Source organism: Streptomyces sp. CNZ287, assembly GCF_007827615.1.
Genome location: NZ_VISV01000006.1, coordinates 123503 through 140412 on the forward strand (window position 1 = coordinate 123503; position 16910 = coordinate 140412).

General features: G+C 74.2%; 15 protein-coding genes and 1 tRNA gene. 12 read left to right on the forward strand and 4 right to left on the reverse strand.

Features of this window, described 5'->3' with window-relative positions; genetic code table 11:
* Positions 1–75: 75 nt before the first annotated feature.
* From FB457_RS13870 to FB457_RS13895, 6 genes are all read left to right on the forward strand, one after another.
* Complete coding sequence (locus FB457_RS13870) at positions 76–1341, forward strand: hypothetical protein (RefSeq protein WP_145782158.1); 1266 nt, start codon at positions 76–78, stop codon at positions 1339–1341.
* A complete protein-coding gene (locus tag FB457_RS13875; protein WP_347612308.1) occupies positions 1338–2903 on the forward strand; it encodes a hypothetical protein in 1566 nt (521 codons plus the stop codon). Before FB457_RS13870 ends, FB457_RS13875 begins: the two co-directional genes overlap by 4 nt.
* A gap of 242 nt (positions 2904–3145) precedes the next feature.
* On the forward strand, positions 3146–4453 hold the full coding sequence (locus FB457_RS13880; RefSeq protein WP_486589032.1) for a DEAD/DEAH box helicase family protein: 1308 nt from the start codon (positions 3146–3148) through the stop codon (positions 4451–4453).
* A 109-nt stretch (positions 4454–4562) separates the two neighbouring features.
* Positions 4563–4943 (forward strand): hypothetical protein, encoded by a 381-nt coding sequence (locus tag FB457_RS13885; protein WP_145782060.1) that lies wholly within the window; start codon positions 4563–4565, stop codon positions 4941–4943.
* Positions 4944–5081: 138 nt separating this feature from the next.
* Positions 5082–5669, forward strand: coding sequence for a bifunctional DNA primase/polymerase (locus FB457_RS13890; protein WP_107086104.1), 588 nt, complete (start codon positions 5082–5084; stop codon positions 5667–5669).
* Positions 5647–5720: transfer RNA gene (locus tag FB457_RS13895), tRNA-Lys, on the forward strand. The genes FB457_RS13890 and FB457_RS13895 overlap by 23 nt, the downstream gene beginning before the upstream one ends.
* Before the next feature lie 101 nt (positions 5721–5821).
* Here the strand turns inward: FB457_RS13895 and FB457_RS13900 are convergent.
* Positions 5822–7147 (reverse strand): M6 family metalloprotease domain-containing protein, encoded by a 1326-nt coding sequence (locus tag FB457_RS13900; protein WP_047015929.1) that lies wholly within the window; start codon positions 7145–7147, stop codon positions 5822–5824.
* Positions 7148–7593: 446 nt separating this feature from the next.
* Between FB457_RS13900 and FB457_RS13905 the strand changes: the two genes are divergently transcribed.
* Positions 7594–9363, forward strand: coding sequence for a putative bifunctional diguanylate cyclase/phosphodiesterase (locus FB457_RS13905; protein ID WP_047015930.1), 1770 nt, complete (start codon positions 7594–7596; stop codon positions 9361–9363).
* Positions 9364–9459: 96 nt separating this feature from the next.
* Here FB457_RS13905 and FB457_RS13910 read toward each other — a convergent pair whose 3' ends face one another.
* Together FB457_RS13910 and FB457_RS13915 are read right to left on the reverse strand one after the other, a co-directional pair.
* The gene (locus FB457_RS13910) at positions 9460–10200 is read right to left on the reverse strand and encodes a maleate cis-trans isomerase family protein (protein WP_047015931.1); all 741 of its coding nucleotides are present in this window, start codon (positions 10198–10200) and stop codon (positions 9460–9462) included.
* A 79-nt stretch (positions 10201–10279) separates the two neighbouring features.
* A complete protein-coding gene (locus FB457_RS13915) occupies positions 10280–11260 on the reverse strand; it encodes a maleate cis-trans isomerase family protein (RefSeq protein WP_047015932.1) in 981 nt (326 codons plus the stop codon).
* A gap of 247 nt (positions 11261–11507) precedes the next feature.
* Between FB457_RS13915 and FB457_RS13920 the strand changes: the two genes are divergently transcribed.
* Both FB457_RS13920 and FB457_RS13925 read left to right on the forward strand, forming a co-directional pair.
* Positions 11508–12449: a D-2-hydroxyacid dehydrogenase gene (locus tag FB457_RS13920; protein ID WP_047015933.1), complete on the forward strand. Its 942-nt coding sequence runs from the start codon at positions 11508–11510 to the stop codon at positions 12447–12449.
* Between the two features lie 44 nt (positions 12450–12493).
* Entirely contained in the window at positions 12494–13939 is a 1446-nt protein-coding gene (locus FB457_RS13925; protein ID WP_047015934.1) for an amidase, read from the forward strand.
* A 52-nt stretch (positions 13940–13991) separates the two neighbouring features.
* Here FB457_RS13925 and FB457_RS13930 read toward each other — a convergent pair whose 3' ends face one another.
* The gene (locus tag FB457_RS13930; RefSeq protein WP_047015935.1) at positions 13992–14492 is read right to left on the reverse strand and encodes a DUF3830 family protein; all 501 of its coding nucleotides are present in this window, start codon (positions 14490–14492) and stop codon (positions 13992–13994) included.
* Between the two features lie 97 nt (positions 14493–14589).
* Here FB457_RS13930 and ehuB point away from each other — a divergent pair, with 97 nt between their 5' ends.
* From ehuB to ehuD, 3 genes are read left to right on the forward strand one after another with little or no spacing between them, the layout of a single operon-like run.
* On the forward strand, positions 14590–15507 hold the full coding sequence (ehuB, locus tag FB457_RS13935; RefSeq protein WP_047015936.1) for an ectoine/hydroxyectoine ABC transporter substrate-binding protein EhuB: 918 nt from the start codon (positions 14590–14592) through the stop codon (positions 15505–15507).
* A complete protein-coding gene (gene ehuC / locus FB457_RS13940; protein WP_047015937.1) occupies positions 15507–16253 on the forward strand; it encodes an ectoine/hydroxyectoine ABC transporter permease subunit EhuC in 747 nt (248 codons plus the stop codon). The genes ehuB and ehuC overlap by 1 nt, the downstream gene beginning before the upstream one ends.
* Positions 16250–16903 carry an ectoine/hydroxyectoine ABC transporter permease subunit EhuD gene (gene ehuD, locus FB457_RS13945; RefSeq protein ID WP_145782062.1) on the forward strand — a complete coding sequence of 218 codons (654 nt, stop codon included), beginning with the start codon at positions 16250–16252 and terminating at the stop codon, positions 16901–16903. Before ehuC ends, ehuD begins: the two co-directional genes overlap by 4 nt.
* Positions 16904–16910 lie beyond the last annotated feature (7 nt).

Consider the following 16910-nt stretch of genomic DNA (forward strand, 5'->3'; position numbering starts at 1 on the left):
GCCCCGCGGGCACCCCCGGTGTCGGTGGGGCGTGCCAGACTGCGGCGCGTGGAACGTACGACCGCTACGGGCGACTTGACCCCCGCCCGCGCCGACGCCCCCACCGCCGGGCCCGGGACAGCATCGGCGCCCGGGCCCGCGCTGCGCCGCCGGCTCGACGCGCTGCGCGGCGCGGGCGTCGAGGCGCGCGCCCTGGACGCGCGGGCGCTCGCCGCACTGGCGGCGAACCCCGGGTGCCGCCGCCGGACGCTGCTGGACGGCGCCGGGATCGACAAGGGCGCGCTCGCCGAGGCGCTGGGCAGACCGGCGCCGTTCGGCCAGTCGCAGTTCGCGTTCGCCCGCGGCAACGCCTTCGAGGCCCGTATCACCGCCGACGGCGGTGCCGAGTTGCTGAGCCTCCTCGCGGAGCGCACCGGCGAGGTCCCGCCGGAGCCCGCCGCGGTGCGCGTCCCCGACCTGGCCGCCCCCGGCCCCCGCGGGCGTACCGAGCGCACCCGGCTGGCCATCGCCGAGGCGGTGGCGGCGGGCGGCTGGACGCTGCTGCGGCACCCGATGGTCAGCCTGGAGGTCGCGGGCGCGCCGGTCTACCTGGAGCCGGACGCGGCGGTCGTCGGCCCCGACGGGCGCTGCAGGGTGGTCGAGATCAAGTCCTTCCCGATCCTCGACGGGGCTGCGGACCCGGCGAAGGTCGGCGCGGCGGCCCGGCAGGCGGCGGTGTACGTGCTGGCGCTCCGGCCGCACTGCGAGGTCCACCACGACGTGCTGCTGGTGTGCCCCAAGGACTTCTCCAACCAGCCGGTCGCCGAGCCGGTCGACGTGCGCAAGCAACTCGCCGCCACCCGCCGCCAGCTTGCCCGCCTCACCCGCCTCGAAGCGATCGCCGCCACCCTGCCCGCGGACCTCACCCTGGACGTCCGCCAGCCCCCGCCCCGGCTGGTGACGGCGGTGGAGTCGGTGCCCGCCGCGTACGCCCCCGAGTGCCTGGCGGCCTGCGAGCTGGCCTTCCACTGCCGCGCGCAGGCCCGCGAGCGGGGCGACGTGACCGCCCTGGGCCGCGGCGTACGCGGCGACCTGGGCGGCCTGCGCACGGTGGCGGAGGTCGTGACGGCCGCGTCGGGCGGGGCGCCGCCGGCGGGCGGCGCGGACGCCGAGGAGGGCGTGGCGGGCGCGGCGGCAGCAGGGCGGCCCGCCGCAGGTCCCGCCGCTGCCGCACGGGCGGTGGCGCCGGAGGCGGACCAGGCGGGTCCGTCCCCGGAGGATCCCGCGGTGGCCGCGTTGCGGCGGGCCGCCGTGCTGCGCGCGGAGGCGCTGGCCGCCGCCGAAGGGGGCGGCGGCGCATGAGTCTCATGGTCACCCTCGCGCGGGCGGAGGCCGTGGTCGCCGGGCGGGCCACCCCGCTGGCGACCGTGCGGCACCGGCATCTGTCCGACCGGCCGCTCGTCCTCGTCCCGATGACCGCCGCCGGCGAGGCCGCCGCCCCGCTCGGCGCGCTCGTCGGCTGCGCCCGCGACCGGCCGCGCCTGCTGGTCGTCCCGCAGCCGCGCGACCGCGACCTGCGGTTCGCGTTCCTGGCCGAGCTGGCGGCGGAGGTGCTGCCGTACGTCGAGTCGTACACGGAGGACGGCGAAACCGGCGAAACCGGCGGCTCCGGCGGCTCCGGCCGCTCCGGCGACACTCCCGGCGGCGGCGACGAGCCCGCGGAGCCCGTCCAGGAGCCCTGTGCCGACGCCGCACAGCTCCTCGTGCCCAGCCGCGCAGGCGTCGAGTACGTGCGCCTCCTCGGCCGCTCCATGCGCTTCCGCAGGACCGCCGAGGACGACCCGGACGCCCCGCACCCCGCGCCACCGCGCGTCCCGCTCCTCGGCCGCTGGCTGTCGCACTACGGCGAGCGCGCCCGCGTGCCCGGCGCCTCGCTGCTGCTGTCGGCCACGGAACTGCTCGCCCGGCACTGGGCCACCGGCCAGAGCACCGTCGAGGACCAGCACCTCGGCGCCCTGCTCGCCTGGATCACGGACGGCGCGGCGGCCGCGGAGCGCGCGGAGACCGGCCGCGACGCCGAGGGCCAGTTGCTCGTGCCCCCGGCGGGACCGGCCACCGACCCCGCGTTCGACAACCGGCTCCTCGCCCCCGCCATGGCCCGCTTCGACCGCGCCCGCGCCGAGGGCGACCCCGCCGCGACGCGGGCCGCGGAGGAGGCCGTCGCCCGGCTCGTGGAGAGCCGGCTCCGGCCCACGTGGGACGCGGTCTGGCGGTCGTACGACCTGCTGCGTGCCCTCCCCGGGGGCGCGCACGTGCCCGGCCGGTGGCTCGGCGACAGGTGGTCCTTCACCGCCCACCGCGACCGGGTGCGCGCCGGGGAGCCCCCGCAGCCGCGCCGCGACGACGCGGTGACCGCCGCCCGCAAGCTGGCCCAGCGCGAGCGCGCGCTGGCCGAGCTGGACGCCCAGGAGGCGCTGGACGACCCGCTGACGATGGCCGAGCGGCGGCTCGCAGGGCAGGCGTTCGTCTGCCGTACGGAATCCGTGGAGATGGCGTACTCCGAAGGCCGCCGCCCGATGCCCCGGCCGCTGGTCACCGTCGCCACCGACGACGAACCGCACCTGGAGGACGGCGGCAAGGTCTACCGCGAGCTGCCCGGCGGGCGCACGCAGCGCGCGCTGGTCGCCGGGTACGGGGACGGGCGCGTCACCGTGCAGTTGCAGGACGGCATGGGCCGCTCGCGCACCCCCGCTGAGGGCTCGGTGCCGGAGCCGGGCGACCGAGTGGTGTGGACGCTCTTCGAGCACACGGCCCGCCGCGGCCCCGCCCTGCCGGAGCCGGAGGACACCCCGTGGACGCACGGCAGCCCGGCAGCGCGGGCCGCGGAGGAGCCGGACCGGGTGACGGCGGAGGACTTCCTGTGACGACGGAGCCGAGGACGGGCGCACACGGGCCCGCGGAGAGCACCCGGAGCGCGGCGGACACTCCCGCGGCGGGCGGGACGGTTGCAGAAGCGGCCGGCCCGGCGGAGGCGTCCGGTGCCGAGCAGCGTGCCCGCACGCACGCCCCGGAGCCCCGCACCGCGGCGACACGCCCCCCGCGTCCGGCCGCACCCCAGCCCCACGGCGCCGACCCCGCCACCGCCGCCCGGGCCGCCACCGAGGCCATCCTCCGCGACACCCTCGACGGCACCTCCCGCGGCGTCCTGGTCGACTCCCCGCCCGGCGCCGGCAAGTCCACCCTCGTCGTCCGCGCCGCCCGCGAGCTGGCCGCCGCCGGCCGCAGGCTGCTCCTCGTCGCCCAGACCAACGCGCAGGTGGACGACCTCGTCGACCGCCTCGCCCGGGAGGAACCCGACCTGCCCGTCGGCCGGCTGCACAGCAGCGACCCCCGCCCCTACGACCCCGTGCTCGACGGCCACGAGCACGTGCGTACCGCCACGAGCCTCGCCGGTCTCGCGGGACTCGGCGTCATCGCCTCCACCGCCGCGAAGTGGGCGTATGTCGCCGCGGCCCGGGCGAAGGAGGGCGACGGCGCGGAGCGCTGGGAGCACGCCATCGTGGACGAGGCGTACCAGATGCGCTCCGACGCGCTGCTCTCCGTCGCCGGGCTCTTCGAGCGCGCGCTCTTCGTGGGCGATCCCGGGCAGCTCGACCCGTTCAGCGCGGTCGGCGCCGAGCAGTGGTCGGGGCTGGCCTGGGACCCGGCGGCCAGCGCGGTGACGACGCTGCTGGCGCACCACCCGGGGCTGCCGCAGCACCGGCTGCCGGTGTCCTGGCGGCTGCCGGCGTCGGCCGCGCCGCTGGTGTCGCGGGCGTTCTACCCCTTCACACCGTTCCGCAGCGGTACGGGCCCCGGTGAGCGGCGGCTGGCGTTCGCGGAGCGGTCGGACGGGTCGGGCGCCGACCGGGTGCTGGACGAGGCGGCGGCGAGCGGCTGGGGGCTGCTGGAGCTGCCCGCGGCGCACACGCCGCGGACCGATCCGGAGGCGGTGGCGGCGGTGGCGCGGGTCGTGCGGCGGCTGCTGGAGCGGCGCGGCACGACGGCCTCGGAACGCGGCGAGGGCGAGCTGACGGCGGACCGGATCGCGGTGGGCGCGGCGCACCGGGACCAGGCCGCGGCGGTACGGGCCGCGCTCGCGCGGACGCTGCCCGCGGTGTCGGCGGACGCGGTGACGGTGGACACGGCCAACCGGCTGCAGGGCATGGAGTTCGACGTCACGGTGGTGCTGCACCCGCTGTCGGGACGCCCGGACGCGACGGCGTTCCACCTGGAGACCGGGCGCCTGTGCGTGCTCGCCTCGCGGCACCGGCACGCCTGCGTCGTGGTGTGCCGTGCGGGCGTGCCCGAGCTGCTGGACGAGCACCCCTCGACGGAGCCGGTGCAGCTCGGCGCGGTGGTCAAGTTCCCGGACGGCTGGGAGGCCCACCAGGCGGTCCTGGCGCACCTGGCGGACCATCGCGTACGGGCGTGAGCGCCGGCCCGGCACGCGCCCGTACGGGCGGTCCCGCGGCGCCGCGCGGGGGCGGGGTTGCGCGGCGGGGGAGAATGGGCGGTGGCACAGAGGCAAGTGGAGGACCCCTATGACGGAGCCGGACCCGGCTCGGCCAGGCCGGACGGAGCAGCCGCGCACCCCGCGGCGGCCCGCCGCGCTGCTCTTCGAGCCGCCGCTCGCGGAGCCCGACGCGGAGCACTTCTTCGGCCTGGAGTCGATCGAGGACCCCGGCGAGCTGCTGGCCCGCGCCACCGACCTCACGCTGGCCTTCCGGGCGGCGACCGACCGGGCCATCGAGTACCAGGCGATGGCGGCGGCGCAGCTCGCCGACCCCCAGCGGTTCGACCGGCTGACGCCGGAGGCGATCGCGGAGCGGGCGGACTGGACCGAGGACTACGCGAAGCGGATGGTCGAGTACGGCCGCGACCTCCTCGCCGGCGGCGGCCCGGGCTCTCCGGCGGAGGGCTAGAGTCCGTCGGACAGGGAACGCCGTCCGCCGCCGGCACGTACGCAAAAACGCCCCAGAATACTCACCTCCCCGCCGGCTTGTCCCCGGTTCCGCTGATCTGTGCGGGGGTGTGCGGCAGCGCGCGTAGATGTGGTTTCCATGAACCGTCACGCATCGGACGCTCCCGCCAGCGACGTGACTCCCGCCGGCGCCGACTGGCTCGCCTCCGCCAGCCCCTTCCCGCGCAGCGTGCACGCGCTCTGGTCGCAGCGCCCCGCGGCGCCCGCCGTGCTGCCGTGCGGCGGCGCGTTCGACGTGGTGAGCTTCCCCGCACTGCCGGGCCGCCGGGTGCTGGAGCTGCTGTGGACGCAGGGCGCGGGCAGCGGCCCCGCCGCTGCCGTACGCGACCGGACGCTCCTCTTCGCCGCCCCCGGCACCGCCGCCCGGCTGCCCGCCCTGCTCTCCTGGGAGGAGTGGCGCCCCGGGCTGCCCCCGGCGCTCTGCCACGGGCCGGGCGACGCGGTCACGCTGCCGCCGGTCTACGGGCGGCGCGAGGGCGCCGGCGCGGGGGCGGCGCGCTGGCTGGTCGCGCCGGAGGTGCGGTTCCCGTGGCTGCCGGGCCCGAAGGAGCTGCTGTGGGGGTGCGTACGGGCCGCGGTGGCCGCTCCCGAATACCGATTTTCGATCTCCGGGGCCCGGGTGCTAAGGTCGTCCACGTCGACAGGCGCCGTTAGCTCAGTTGGTTAGAGCAGCTGACTCTTAATCAGCGGGTCCGGGGTTCGAGTCCCTGACGGCGTACAGCACGCAAGACCGTCGACCCGGGCGCTTTCGGATCTCCGAAAGCGCCCGGTCCGCGTTCCGGGCCGGATCCCGCCGCGGCACCGGCGCCCCGCCGCCGGTCACCCCCGCTTCGCCGCGCCCCGTACGACCCGTACGCCCCAGCCCCCGTCCGCCATACGCCCGGTGACCTCCACGCGTACGCCCTCGCGCTTCAGCTCCAGGCTCTCGCCCTCGCCCAGCGGGGCGTCGGCGAGCGGGGGGTAGACGGAGGTGTCGTGGCAGGCGGCGGTGCGGGGGTGGCCGTCGACGACCTCGACGGGGCCGCCGCCGGAGTCGGTGCCGGTGTGGACGCGGTAGACGAGGACGCCCTCGGTGCAGGCGTGGCGGTCGTTGGCGTAGCGGCCGCGGGCCTCGACGGCGACGGCGGTGGTGGCGCCGGTGGGCACGACGACGAGCCGGGTGTCGCGCCGCAGGACCGCCGCCCCCTTCCCGTTCCCGCCCTGCTCCCGGAGCTCCCCCGCCCCGTTCTCCGCTTGCGTCTCCGTGGTGCCGCGCGGGGGCGTCCGCGGGCTCGTGGGGGCGGACAGCGCGTGCAGCGTGAAGCGGTCCGATCCGGGGTTCGCGGCGCAGCCGACCTGGTCGTCTCCGAGCCAGCCGAGTTTCCACTTGTGCCAGCCGAAGGGGTCGGGCGCCAGCCCGAACTGGCTGCCCATGAGGTCCCAGTCGCCGACGTGGGTGTCCCAGTCGGCCCTGCCGTCGAGCGGCCGGTGGTAGAGGTCGGGGAGGTCGAAGACGTGGCCGGTCTCGTGGGCGAGGACGTTGCGGTCGGGCGGGTGCTGCTCGAAGACGGTGACGATGCGGTGCAGGTCGGTGCCGTCGGCGCGCATCGGGGTTTCGAAGTTGACCACCTTGGTGGCGTCGGAATCCACGCCGGGGGCATCCGGGTCGGCGACAAGATAGACCACGTCGTAGTCACGGAAGTCCACTTTCCGATCGGCCGCGGACACCGCGTCGTTCAGGAAACGGCTGCGCGCCGTCGGGTCCCAGTCGCGGGCGATGCCGTACGACAGAGAGTCCGACGGCATGCGTATCCACCGCTCGCGCGCGTCGACCCGCAGCCGGAACTGCCCGTACGAGGCCCGCTCGAAGAACTCGGCGGTGGCCGGGAAGTGGTCGCCGGTCAGCTCGTCCGGGGAGGTCAGCGGCTCCGAATCGGGGAAGGAGAGATACACCATCACCGCGTCGAGGGTCTTCTTCGGCCGCGGGTACGCCGGGTCCCAGCCGGCGATCCCCTCCGAGTGGTGGGCGGCGGTCCGCTCCAGCGCACAGGGGTGTCCCGGCTGGGCGCCGACCGGGTCGGCGATGAGGGAGGTGGCCATGACGGCGGAGAGCGAGGTCGCCACGGCGGCGGCCCGGTGCAACGCGCGCGACTGGTCCTGTTCCACAGGGGGTATGGATGGGTGGGCCACATCGACCTCATCGGCTCGGAAGAGTAGAGAACACAGCCCACTTTGTTCGTGTTTGTTCCCGTCCGTCCTGTTCCAGTGCCCCACACGAGTGAGTCCGGGGCGGGACGAGAGGGGAGATCAGGAGCATGTGCGGGTAACACAAAGTCACATCTGGTCATTCGCCCGGCAGGAGGCGGCCATGTGCGATCACTCCCGGCCCCATCCGGCTCAGCGCTTTCCGCGCCGTAGCGGCGTCACTGGATCGACACAGCCGGTAGCCCTATGATCGGGCACATTTCCAGCGCTGTGGCTCTGCAGCGGCGGAGCCGAGCGGTCCCCACGGGCGGGAGCGAGCGGTGAGCGTATCTCTCGAAGGGCCGGGCTGCGGGCCCGGGACCTCACTCCAGGCGGTCACGGAACGTCACCTTCCCGCGGGCGCGTCCGTGGACGACTTCCGCGCCGCCTTCGACGGGGCACAGCTCGCGATGGCCGTCGTGGGCGGCGACGGCCTCGTACGGGCCGCGAACAGCCGGATGCAGGAGCTGGTCGGCGCCGGCGAGAGCGGTCTCGCCGGCGCCTCGGCGGCGGAGCTGACCGGGCTGCGCGACGAGCCGTGGAGCTGGGCCGGCTTCGTGGACGTCCTCCAGGGCAGGCGCGCCTCCCTGCGCTGTACGCGGCGGATGAAGGACGCGGGCGGCCGGTCGCTGTCGGTCGAGATGACCCTCACCCCGCTGTCCGGCGGGCGGGCGCTGCTGTCGCTCTCGGACGTCACCGAGCAGCGCGAGCTGCGCGCGAAGCTGCGCCATCTGAAGATGCACGACCCGGTGACCCGGCTGCCGAACCGGGAGCTGTTCTTCGAGCGGCTCACCGGCGCGCTCCAGGAGGCCAGGCAGGAGGAGGAGCCCGCGGCCGAGCACGGCGGCGCCGGCCGGGGCCGCGGGCAGGGCGGATCCCGTACGCGCACGAGGGCGGCGGCGCCGGCGCCGGGGGCGGCGGGGCGCGTCGGTCTCGCCTACCTCGACCTCGACGGCTTCAAGGCCGTCAACGACACCCTCGGGCACCGCGTGGGCGACCGGCTGCTCGCCGCCGTCGCGCGCCGGCTGGTGGCCTGCACCGCGGAGGCGGGCAAGGCCGAGAAGCACGGCATCACGGTCGCCCGGCTCGGCGGTGACGAGTTCGCGGTGCTGGTGGCCCGCTCCGCCGGTACGGAACAGCTCGGCGAGCTGGCGCAGCGGCTGCTCGACGCGCTCCAGGAGCCGTTCGACCTCGCCGGGCAGCGGCTCGCGGTCTCGGCGAGCATCGGCGTCGTCGAGCGCGCGGCCAGCGGGCAGACGGCCACGGCGCTGATGCAGGCCGCCGACACCACGCTGTACTGGGCGAAGGCCGACGGCAAGGCCCGCTGGACCCTCTTCGACCCCGAGCGCAACGCCCACCGGATGACCCGGCAGGCGCTCTCCTCCACGCTGCGCCCGGCCATCGAGCGCGACGAGTTCACGCTGGACTACCAGCCGCTCATCGACCTCGGCGACGGCAGCGTGCGCGGCGTGGAGGCGCTGGTGCGCTGGCAGCACCCGAAGCTCGGCACCCTGACGCCGAATCGGTTCATCGGACTGGCCGAGGAGAACGGCGCGATCGTGCCGCTCGGCCGCTGGGTGCTGGCCACCGCGTGCCGCCGCGCGGCCGGCTGGCGCCGACTGCGCCCCGCCGACCCGGTGTTCGTCAGCGTCAACGTCGCCGTGCGGCAGGTGTGGGACTCCGACCTGGTCGCCGACGTGGCGCAGATCCTGGAGGAGACGGGCCTGCCGCCGCGGCTGCTGCAGCTGGAGCTGACCGAGTCGGCGGTCATGGGCTCGGCCGGCCGGCCGCTCCAGGCGCTCCAGGAGCTGAGCGAGATGGGCGTCGGCATCGCCATCGACGACTTCGGTACGGGCTACTCCAACCTCGCGTACCTCAGCAGGCTGCCGGTCTCCGCGCTGAAGCTCGACGGATCGTTCGTCCGCGGCTTCAGCTCCGCGGAGCACCCGAGCCCGGCGGACGAGACGATCGTCGAGGCCCTGGTCGACCTCGCGCACCGGCTGGGCATCAGCGTCACCGCGGAGTGCGTGGAGAGCGGCGAGCAGGCCGAGCGGCTGCGCCGGATCGGGTGCGACACGGCGCAGGGCTGGTTCTACTCCCGGGCCGTGCCGGCCGAACGGGTGGAGCGGCTGCTGTAGGACGGCCGGAGGGCGCCGCCTTCCGGCCGTCGCGTACGTCCCGCGCCCGGCTCGTGCGCCCGTCGTACCGGCGCGTACGCCCCCGGGCGCGCGCCGTCAGTCCCGGGCGCTGAAGAGCCGCCCCAGCGCCGGCTCCGTCGCCCGGCGGCCCAGGAGGCGCAGGCCCTCCCAGACCGTGACCTGGTTCGCCGTGAGCACCGGCTTGCCGAGCGCCGCCTCCACCTCGGCGACGTACGCCGCCGTGTGCAGCGCCGTGTCCGGCAGCAGCACCGCCTGCGCGTCCGGGTGGTCGCCCGCGCGGGCCAGCTCCAGCACCTCGTCCCTGGCCCAGGTGCCCACCTCGGCGGCGGTGATGATCCCGCTGCCCCGCGTCGACGTGACCTCGGCGTTCGCCGCCTTCAGGAAGACGGCGAACAGCTCCGCCACGTCCTCCGGGTACGTCGCCGCCACCGCCACCCGGCGCACGCCCAGCTCCGCCACCGCGCGCGCGAAGGCGAAGGACGTGCTGGAGGCCGGCAGCCCCGCGGTCTCGGACAGCTCGGCCACCTGCCGCGCCGCACCCTCGGGACCGTAGACGAAGCTGGCGCTGGTGCACGCCCAGACGACCGCCTGCGCTCCCCGGGCCTTGAGCTGGTCCACGCCCGCGGCCAGCCGGGCGGCGGAGCCCATCTCCAGCAGGGCGTCGACGCGGTGGGCGTCCTCGCCGATGTCGGTGTGGACGAGCGGCAGCGCCGTCTCGCCGCCGAGCATGTCCTGGATGCGGGGATAGTCGTCCTCGGCCGAGTACCCGGGGTAGAGGAAACCGACGGTCGCGGTCGCCCTGGCGGTCTGCTGCACACTGCCTCCCTACGTGAACGTGCGTATGCCGGCGTGGGCGCTCCCCCACGCCGGGTCTCGGTGTGTTTCCTGCGCCGGCCTACGCCGGCCACTGCCCGGGATCGTCCGGCCAGAGCGGCTCCGCCGCGTCCACCGCGTCGGCGTCCTGTGCCTGCGCCTGCGCGGAGCCCGCCAGCGCCGCCTCCGGCGGGGGCGGCGGGGCGGCGATCTCCGCGGGCGGCGCGGGGACCTCGGGCGGCCCTCCCGCCGGCTCCGCCGACAGCACCGTCACGTCCGGGAGTACCGTGGCGTCCGGCGGCGGCATGGACGCCCAGCCGAGCCGTGCCGCCGGGTCCAGCAGCGCCTGGTAGGGACCCACGGCATCCTTGCCGATGCGCTGGAGGGCTTCCCAGACGGTGACCTGGTTCGCGGAGAGCACCGGCATCCGCAGCTCCGCTTCGAGCTGGGGGATGACGTCGTACGTCGGCAGGTTGGTGCAACTGATGAAGAGCGCGTCCGGCGAGCCCTGCGCGACCGCGAGCCGCGCCATCTCGACGACCTCCCGGTACGGCACCCGCCAGATGTGCCGGGTCAGGCCGAGGCTGGCCCGCCCGGTGACCTCGATGCCGCCTTCCTCGAGGAAGTCCTCCAGGGCTCCGGTGACGGACGGTGTATACGGCGTGACGATGGCGGTGCGACGGGCACCGATCTCGTTCAGCGCCGCGAGCATGGCCCCGGATGTCGTCAGCGCCGGCACCGCGGCGGCGGACGACATGGCGGCGGTCATGGCACGCTCGCCCATGCGGCCGTCGGCGAAGCTGCCGGACGCACACGCGTAGGCGATGACCTCGGGGGAGACGGCGGTCAGGGCCCTGACCGCCTCGCGCAGGGTCTGGTGCTCACTCACGAGTCTGGCCAGGTCGAGGCTGACCTCGACGGGGACGTAGGGGGTGCGCGTCAGATGCAGGGACACATCGTCCGGCACCCATCGCCAGAGTTCGCGGTCGAGCGCGAAGTCAAAAGGGGCTACGACACCCACACCACGCTGTGGCTGTGGTCCGCCCAGAAAAGAGACGTCCATGAGGATGCCCCGTTCGTACGGAGGGCTGGGGGAAGGTAAAACAACTGGAGCAGCCGGTGAGCGACCGGGACGCAGTGACAGATGCGGTTATTGACGAAGGTAGAGGCACACCCCTAGCGTGGTCAATCCTCGCATCTCCGACGTTTTTCCGCTTCTCTTTCAGGCTACATCCGGTGACGGAATGAGTACGGGACCCATCACCGGACCCCATTGCAGCAGTGCCACATTGCGGGACGGTTTCCTTCCTATGTCCGAAATCCGCGTGCTCGTCCTCGACGACGACCCGCCGCCCGACCTGGACCGGCTCCGCGGCCGGGCCCACGTGATCAGCACGGACGAGGACGGGCTCGCCGAGCTGCTGCCCTCCGCCGACGTGGTGCTGGTGTGGGACTTCACCTCGCCCGCGGTGCGCAGGGCCTGGCCGGGACCGGGCCCGCGGCCCGGATGGGTGCACACCCCGAGCGCCGGGGTCGACCATGTGCTCTCCGCCGAGTTCGCCGCCTCGGACACGGTACTGACCAACGCCCGCGGGGTCTTCGACCGGCCCATCGCGGAGTACGTGGCCGGTCTGGTGCTGGCGATGGCCAAGGACCTGCCGGGCACCTGGGAGCGGCAGCGGCAGCGCCGCTGGCAGCACCGCGAGACGCTGCGGCTCGCGGGGACCCGGGCGGTGGTGGTGGGCGCCGGGCCGATCGGGCGGGCCATCGCGGAGACGCTGGGTTGCCTGGACGTGCGTACGGAGCTGGTGGGCAGGACCGCGCGCGAGGGCGTACGCGGCCAGGCAGAGCTGCCGGCGCTGCTGGTGGAGGCCGACTGGGTGGTCTGCGCGGCGCCGCTGACGGAGGAGACCCGCGGGATGTTCGGCAGCGACGCGTTCGCGGCGATGCCGGACCGGGCCCGGTTCATCAACGTCGGCCGCGGCCCGCTGGTCGACACCACGGCGCTGGTCGCGGCGCTGGAGCAGCAGGAGATCGCGGCGGCCGCCCTGGACGTCTTCGAGAACGAGCCGCTGACGCCCGAGGACCCGCTGTGGGAGGTCCCGGGACTGTTCGTCTCGCCGCACATGAGCGGCGACATCGTGGGGTGGCGCGGGGCGCTCTCCGAGCAGTTCCTGGAGTTGTTCGACCTGTGGGAGGCGGGCCGGCCGCTCTTCAACGTCGTGGACAAGCAGCTCGGGTACGTACGGTGACGCAGAATGCGGAGAAGGTGACGGAGACCTCAGGAGGCGGCGGGATGACGGGGAGTACGGATCCGGCGGATCTCACGGCGGTGGAGCTGCTGCGCCGCTACCGTTCGGGCGAGCTGTCGCCCGTCGAGGCCACCCGTGCGGCCCTCGCACGCGCGGCCCGGGCGCAGGAGCTGACCAACGCCTTCGTCACCCTCGACGACGCGGTACGGGACGCGGCGCTCGCCCGCGCCGAGGCGTCCGCGCGCCGCTGGCAGCGCGGCGAGCCGGCCGGGCTGCTCGACGGCGTGCCGGTGACCGTCAAGGACATGATCCTGGAGCGCGGCGCCCCCACGCTGCGCGGCTCCAGGCTGGTCGACCCGGACCGGGAGTGGAACGAGGACGGCCCCTCGGTGGCGCGGCTGCGGGAGCACGGGGCGGTGTTCCTGGGCAAGACCACGACGCCGGAGTTCGGCTGGAAGGGCACCACGGACAGCCCGCTGAACGGGGTCACCGTCAACCCGTACGACGCGGGCCGCACCACCGGCGGCTCCAGCGGCGGCAGCGCGGCGGCGGTGGCGCTGGGCGCGGGGCCGCTGAGCCTGGGCACGGACGGCGGGGGCTCGGTGCGGATCCCGGCGGCGTTCTGCGGGATCGTCGCGCTGAAGGCCACGTACGGGCGGGTGCCGCTCTATCCGGCGAGCCCGTTCGGCACGCTGGCGCACGTCGGGCCGATGACCCGGGACGTCCGGGACACGGCGCTGATGATGGACGTGATCAGCGGCGCGGACCCGCGGGACTGGTCGCAGCTCGGCCCGCCCGCGGGCGGCTTCGTCGACGCCCTGGACGGGGCGGCCGAGGGCGTGCGGGGGCTGCGGGTGGCGTACAGCCCGACCTTCGGCGGGCAGGTGCCGGTGGACCGGCAGGTGGCCGCGGTGGTGCGGGGCGCGGTGGAGCGGCTCTCCGACCTGGGTGCGTATGTGGAGGAGGCCGACCCGCGGCTGTGCGAAGGGCTCGCAGCGTGCCAGGAGGCGTTCCACACGCTGTGGTTCAGCGGCGCCGCGCGGGTGGTGCAGCCGTACGGTCCCGGCGCGCGGGAGCTGCTGGATCCGGGGCTGAGGGAGATCGTCGAGCTGGGCGAGCGCTACAGCGCGCTGGACTACCTGGCCGCTGTGGACGTGCGGATGGCGCTCGGGCAGTCGATGGGGCGCTTCCACCAGACGTACGACGTGCTGGTCACCCCGACCGTGCCGATCACCGCCTTCGAGGCGGGGGCGGAGGTGCCAAAGGACTCGGGATTCACCCGGTGGACGGGGTGGACCCCGTTCACGTACCCCTTCAACCTCACGCAGCAGCCGGCCGTCAGCCTGCCCTGCGGGGTGGACGGGGCGGGGCTGCCGGTGGGGCTCCAGCTCGTCGCGGCGCGGCACCGGGACGCCCTGGTGCTGCGCACGGCGCAGGCGCTGTACGAGTCGGGGATCGCGGACGGCATCCGGCCGCCGGCCCTGGGCTGAGCCGCCACGGCGGTACGGGGCCGCGGTCCGCGGCCCCGTACCGCCGTCCGGGTCAGAGCCGGCGGAAGTTGAGGGTCTCGCCGAGCGCGCCGGCGCGCCAGAGGTCCTGGCAGGCGGCGGCCATCTCGTCAAGACCCTCCACGATCGAGCCCCAGACGATGCCGGGGACCCAGCCGGAGTCTCCGTTGATGAGCAGGTTGTTCCGTTCGTAGAAGAGCGCGAGGTCGACGACGCTGGCGCGGCCCTGGTGCTTGGCCTCCGCCTCGTAGCCGTAGCTGGCGGTGCCGAGCACGGTGTCGGTGAAGCTGAAGTAGCACAGGTCCCCGGGAATGGGGGTGACCGTGGGGTTCTCCAGCGGCGGCTCGGCGGGCGCGAACGCGGGCAGCAGGGTGTAGATCTCGTTGCGGGCGTACTTCGCGTGGTAGACGTCGCCTCCGAGCGGTAGCGCGTTCCAGACCGCGGCGCAGGTCATGGGGGCTCTGTCGTCGAGCAGTTTCGCCGTGCAGCGGACGCCCCGCTTGGCCAGAGAGACTTCGACAAATCGTGCAGACATGCACCACTCCCTCGTTCGGTGTATCCCACGATAACGGGAGGATCACCGGCCGGAACCGACCCGCATAACTTCGGCGGGGACGGGTAGCCGCGCGCCCATGGTTCTACGTGGTGAGAACGAGACGAGAAGCGGGCCGGGCGGGCTGAGGCGCCGCTCGCTGCTCGCATCAGCCGCCGCCGTCGGCGCGGCCGGCGCGATCGGCGGGGCCGCCGGTTGCAGCCGGACGGCCGAGGCGGACGGCACCGTCGAAGGGGGTGACCTGCTCGAAGAGCTGCGGGACCGCGGCGTCGTCAAGGTCGGCATCGCCGGCGAGGTGCCCTTCGGCTACATCAACGAGGACGGCGACGCCGTCGGGGAGGCACCGGCCATCGCCGAGGTGGTCTTCAAGCGACTGGGGATCCCGAAGATCGAACCGGTGCCGGTGGAGTTCGGCGCCTTGATCCCGGGGCTGAAAGTGGCGCTGTTCGACGTCGTGTCCGCGGGAATGTACATCAACCCGGACAGGTGTGCGCAGGTGCTCTTTGCGGACCCCGATTATCTGATGCTGGACGCCTTCATCGTGAAGAAGGGCAACCCGCACGGCATCAAGGATTACAAGGACATCGCCGACAAGGGCCTGAAGCTGGCCAGCGGCACCGCGTACGCGGAGATCGACTACGCGAAGGCCAACGGCGTCAAGCAGGTCCTGGTCCTGCCGGACCAGGTGGCCGGGCTGGAGGCCGTCGAGCAGGGCCGCGTGGACGCCTTCGCCGGCACCAGCGTCACCGTGACCAACGCGGTCAGAGGCTCCAGGCGGGCCGAGGGGACGAAGCCGTTCCAGCCGATCGTCGACGGTGAGCCCGCGTACGGCGCCGGCGGCTTCGCGTTCCGGCTCTCGGAGAAGAACCTCCGCGACGCCTTCAACGCGGAGCTGCACAAGCTCAAGGAGAGCGGCGAGCTGCTGCGTATCGTCAAGCCCTTCGGCTTCACCGAACGGGAGATGACGGACCTGACGGTGAAGGAGCTCTGTCCCTGATGATGAGCTGGGAGTTCTTCCGGGAGTGGTTCCTCCCGGGCATCTGGATCACGATCCAGGTGCTGGTCTACAGCGCGGTGCTCTCCGCCGTCGTGGCGTTCGTCATCGGCACGCTGCGGACCTCGCGGTTCTGGATCGTGCGGTTCCTCGCCGGCGCGTACTTCGAGATCTTCCGCGGCATGTCCGCGCTGATCTTCATGTTCTGGATGGCCTTCGCGGTGCCGCTGATGCTCGGCTGGCAGTTCGTCCCGCTGTGGTCCGGCACCCTGGCGCTCGGCCTCACCTACGGCGCGTACGGCTCCGAGATCGTCCGCGGCGCGCTGGCGGCGGTGCCCGCGGCGCAGCGGGAGGCGGGCATCGCGCTCAGCTTCACCCGCTGGCAGCGCCTGCGGCGCATAGAGCTGCCGCAGGCGTTCCCCGAGATGGTCCCGCCGTTCAACAACCTGCTGATCGAGCTCTTGAAGGGCACGTCGCTGGTGTCGGTCATCGCCGTCGCCGACATGACGTTCGCCGGGAACCTGCTGCGGCTGGCGAAGAACGAGAGCGCGCCGATCTACACGCTGCTGCTGGTCCTGTACTTCATTCTCGCGTTCATCCTCACCCGCCTCATGCGGATGCTGGAGCGCCGGGCCAAAGCGGGGGTGGGCCGGGCTCCGGAGAAGAGGAACGGCTTGCTCTCCCGCAAGCTCAGCCCCAGCGGTGAGTCCATGCAGGCGAGCACTCAAGGCGCTGGAGGTCTGGGATGACGTTCGACTGGGAGGTCGTCGAGGACTTCATGCCACGGTTCTGGGACGGCGTGCTCGTCACGCTCCAGGCCCTGGCGCTCGGCACGCTGATCGCCTTCGCGCTCGGCCTGGTCTGGGCCATGGCGCAGCGCGCGCCGCAGCGGTGGGTCCGCTGGCCGGTGACCGCGGTCACCGAGTTCATCCGCAACACGCCGCTGCTGGTGCAGTTGTTCTTCCTCTTCTACGTGGTGCCCCAGTGGGGCCCGTCCATGTCCCCGCTCACCACCGGCATCGTCGGCCTGGGCCTGCACTACTCGACGTACACCGCCGAGGTGTACCGCGCGGGCATCGACGGCGTGCCGGTCGGGCAGTGGGAGGCGGCGAAGGCGCTGAGCCTGTCGCGCGGCCGGACGTGGTCGTCCGTGATCCTGCCGCAGGCCATCCGCCGGGTGGTGCCCGCGCTGGGCAATTACGTGGTCGCGATGCTCAAGGACTCGCCGATGATCGCCGTCATCGGCGCGCTGGACATGCTCGGCGAGGCCCGGCAGTTCAGCAACGAGACCTTCACCACCGAGGCCATCACCATCGTGGGCGTGGCGTTCATTGTGATCGCGTACCCCGCTTCCCTCTTGATCCGAGTCCTGGAGCGTCGCCTTGTCAACAACACCTGACTCCACC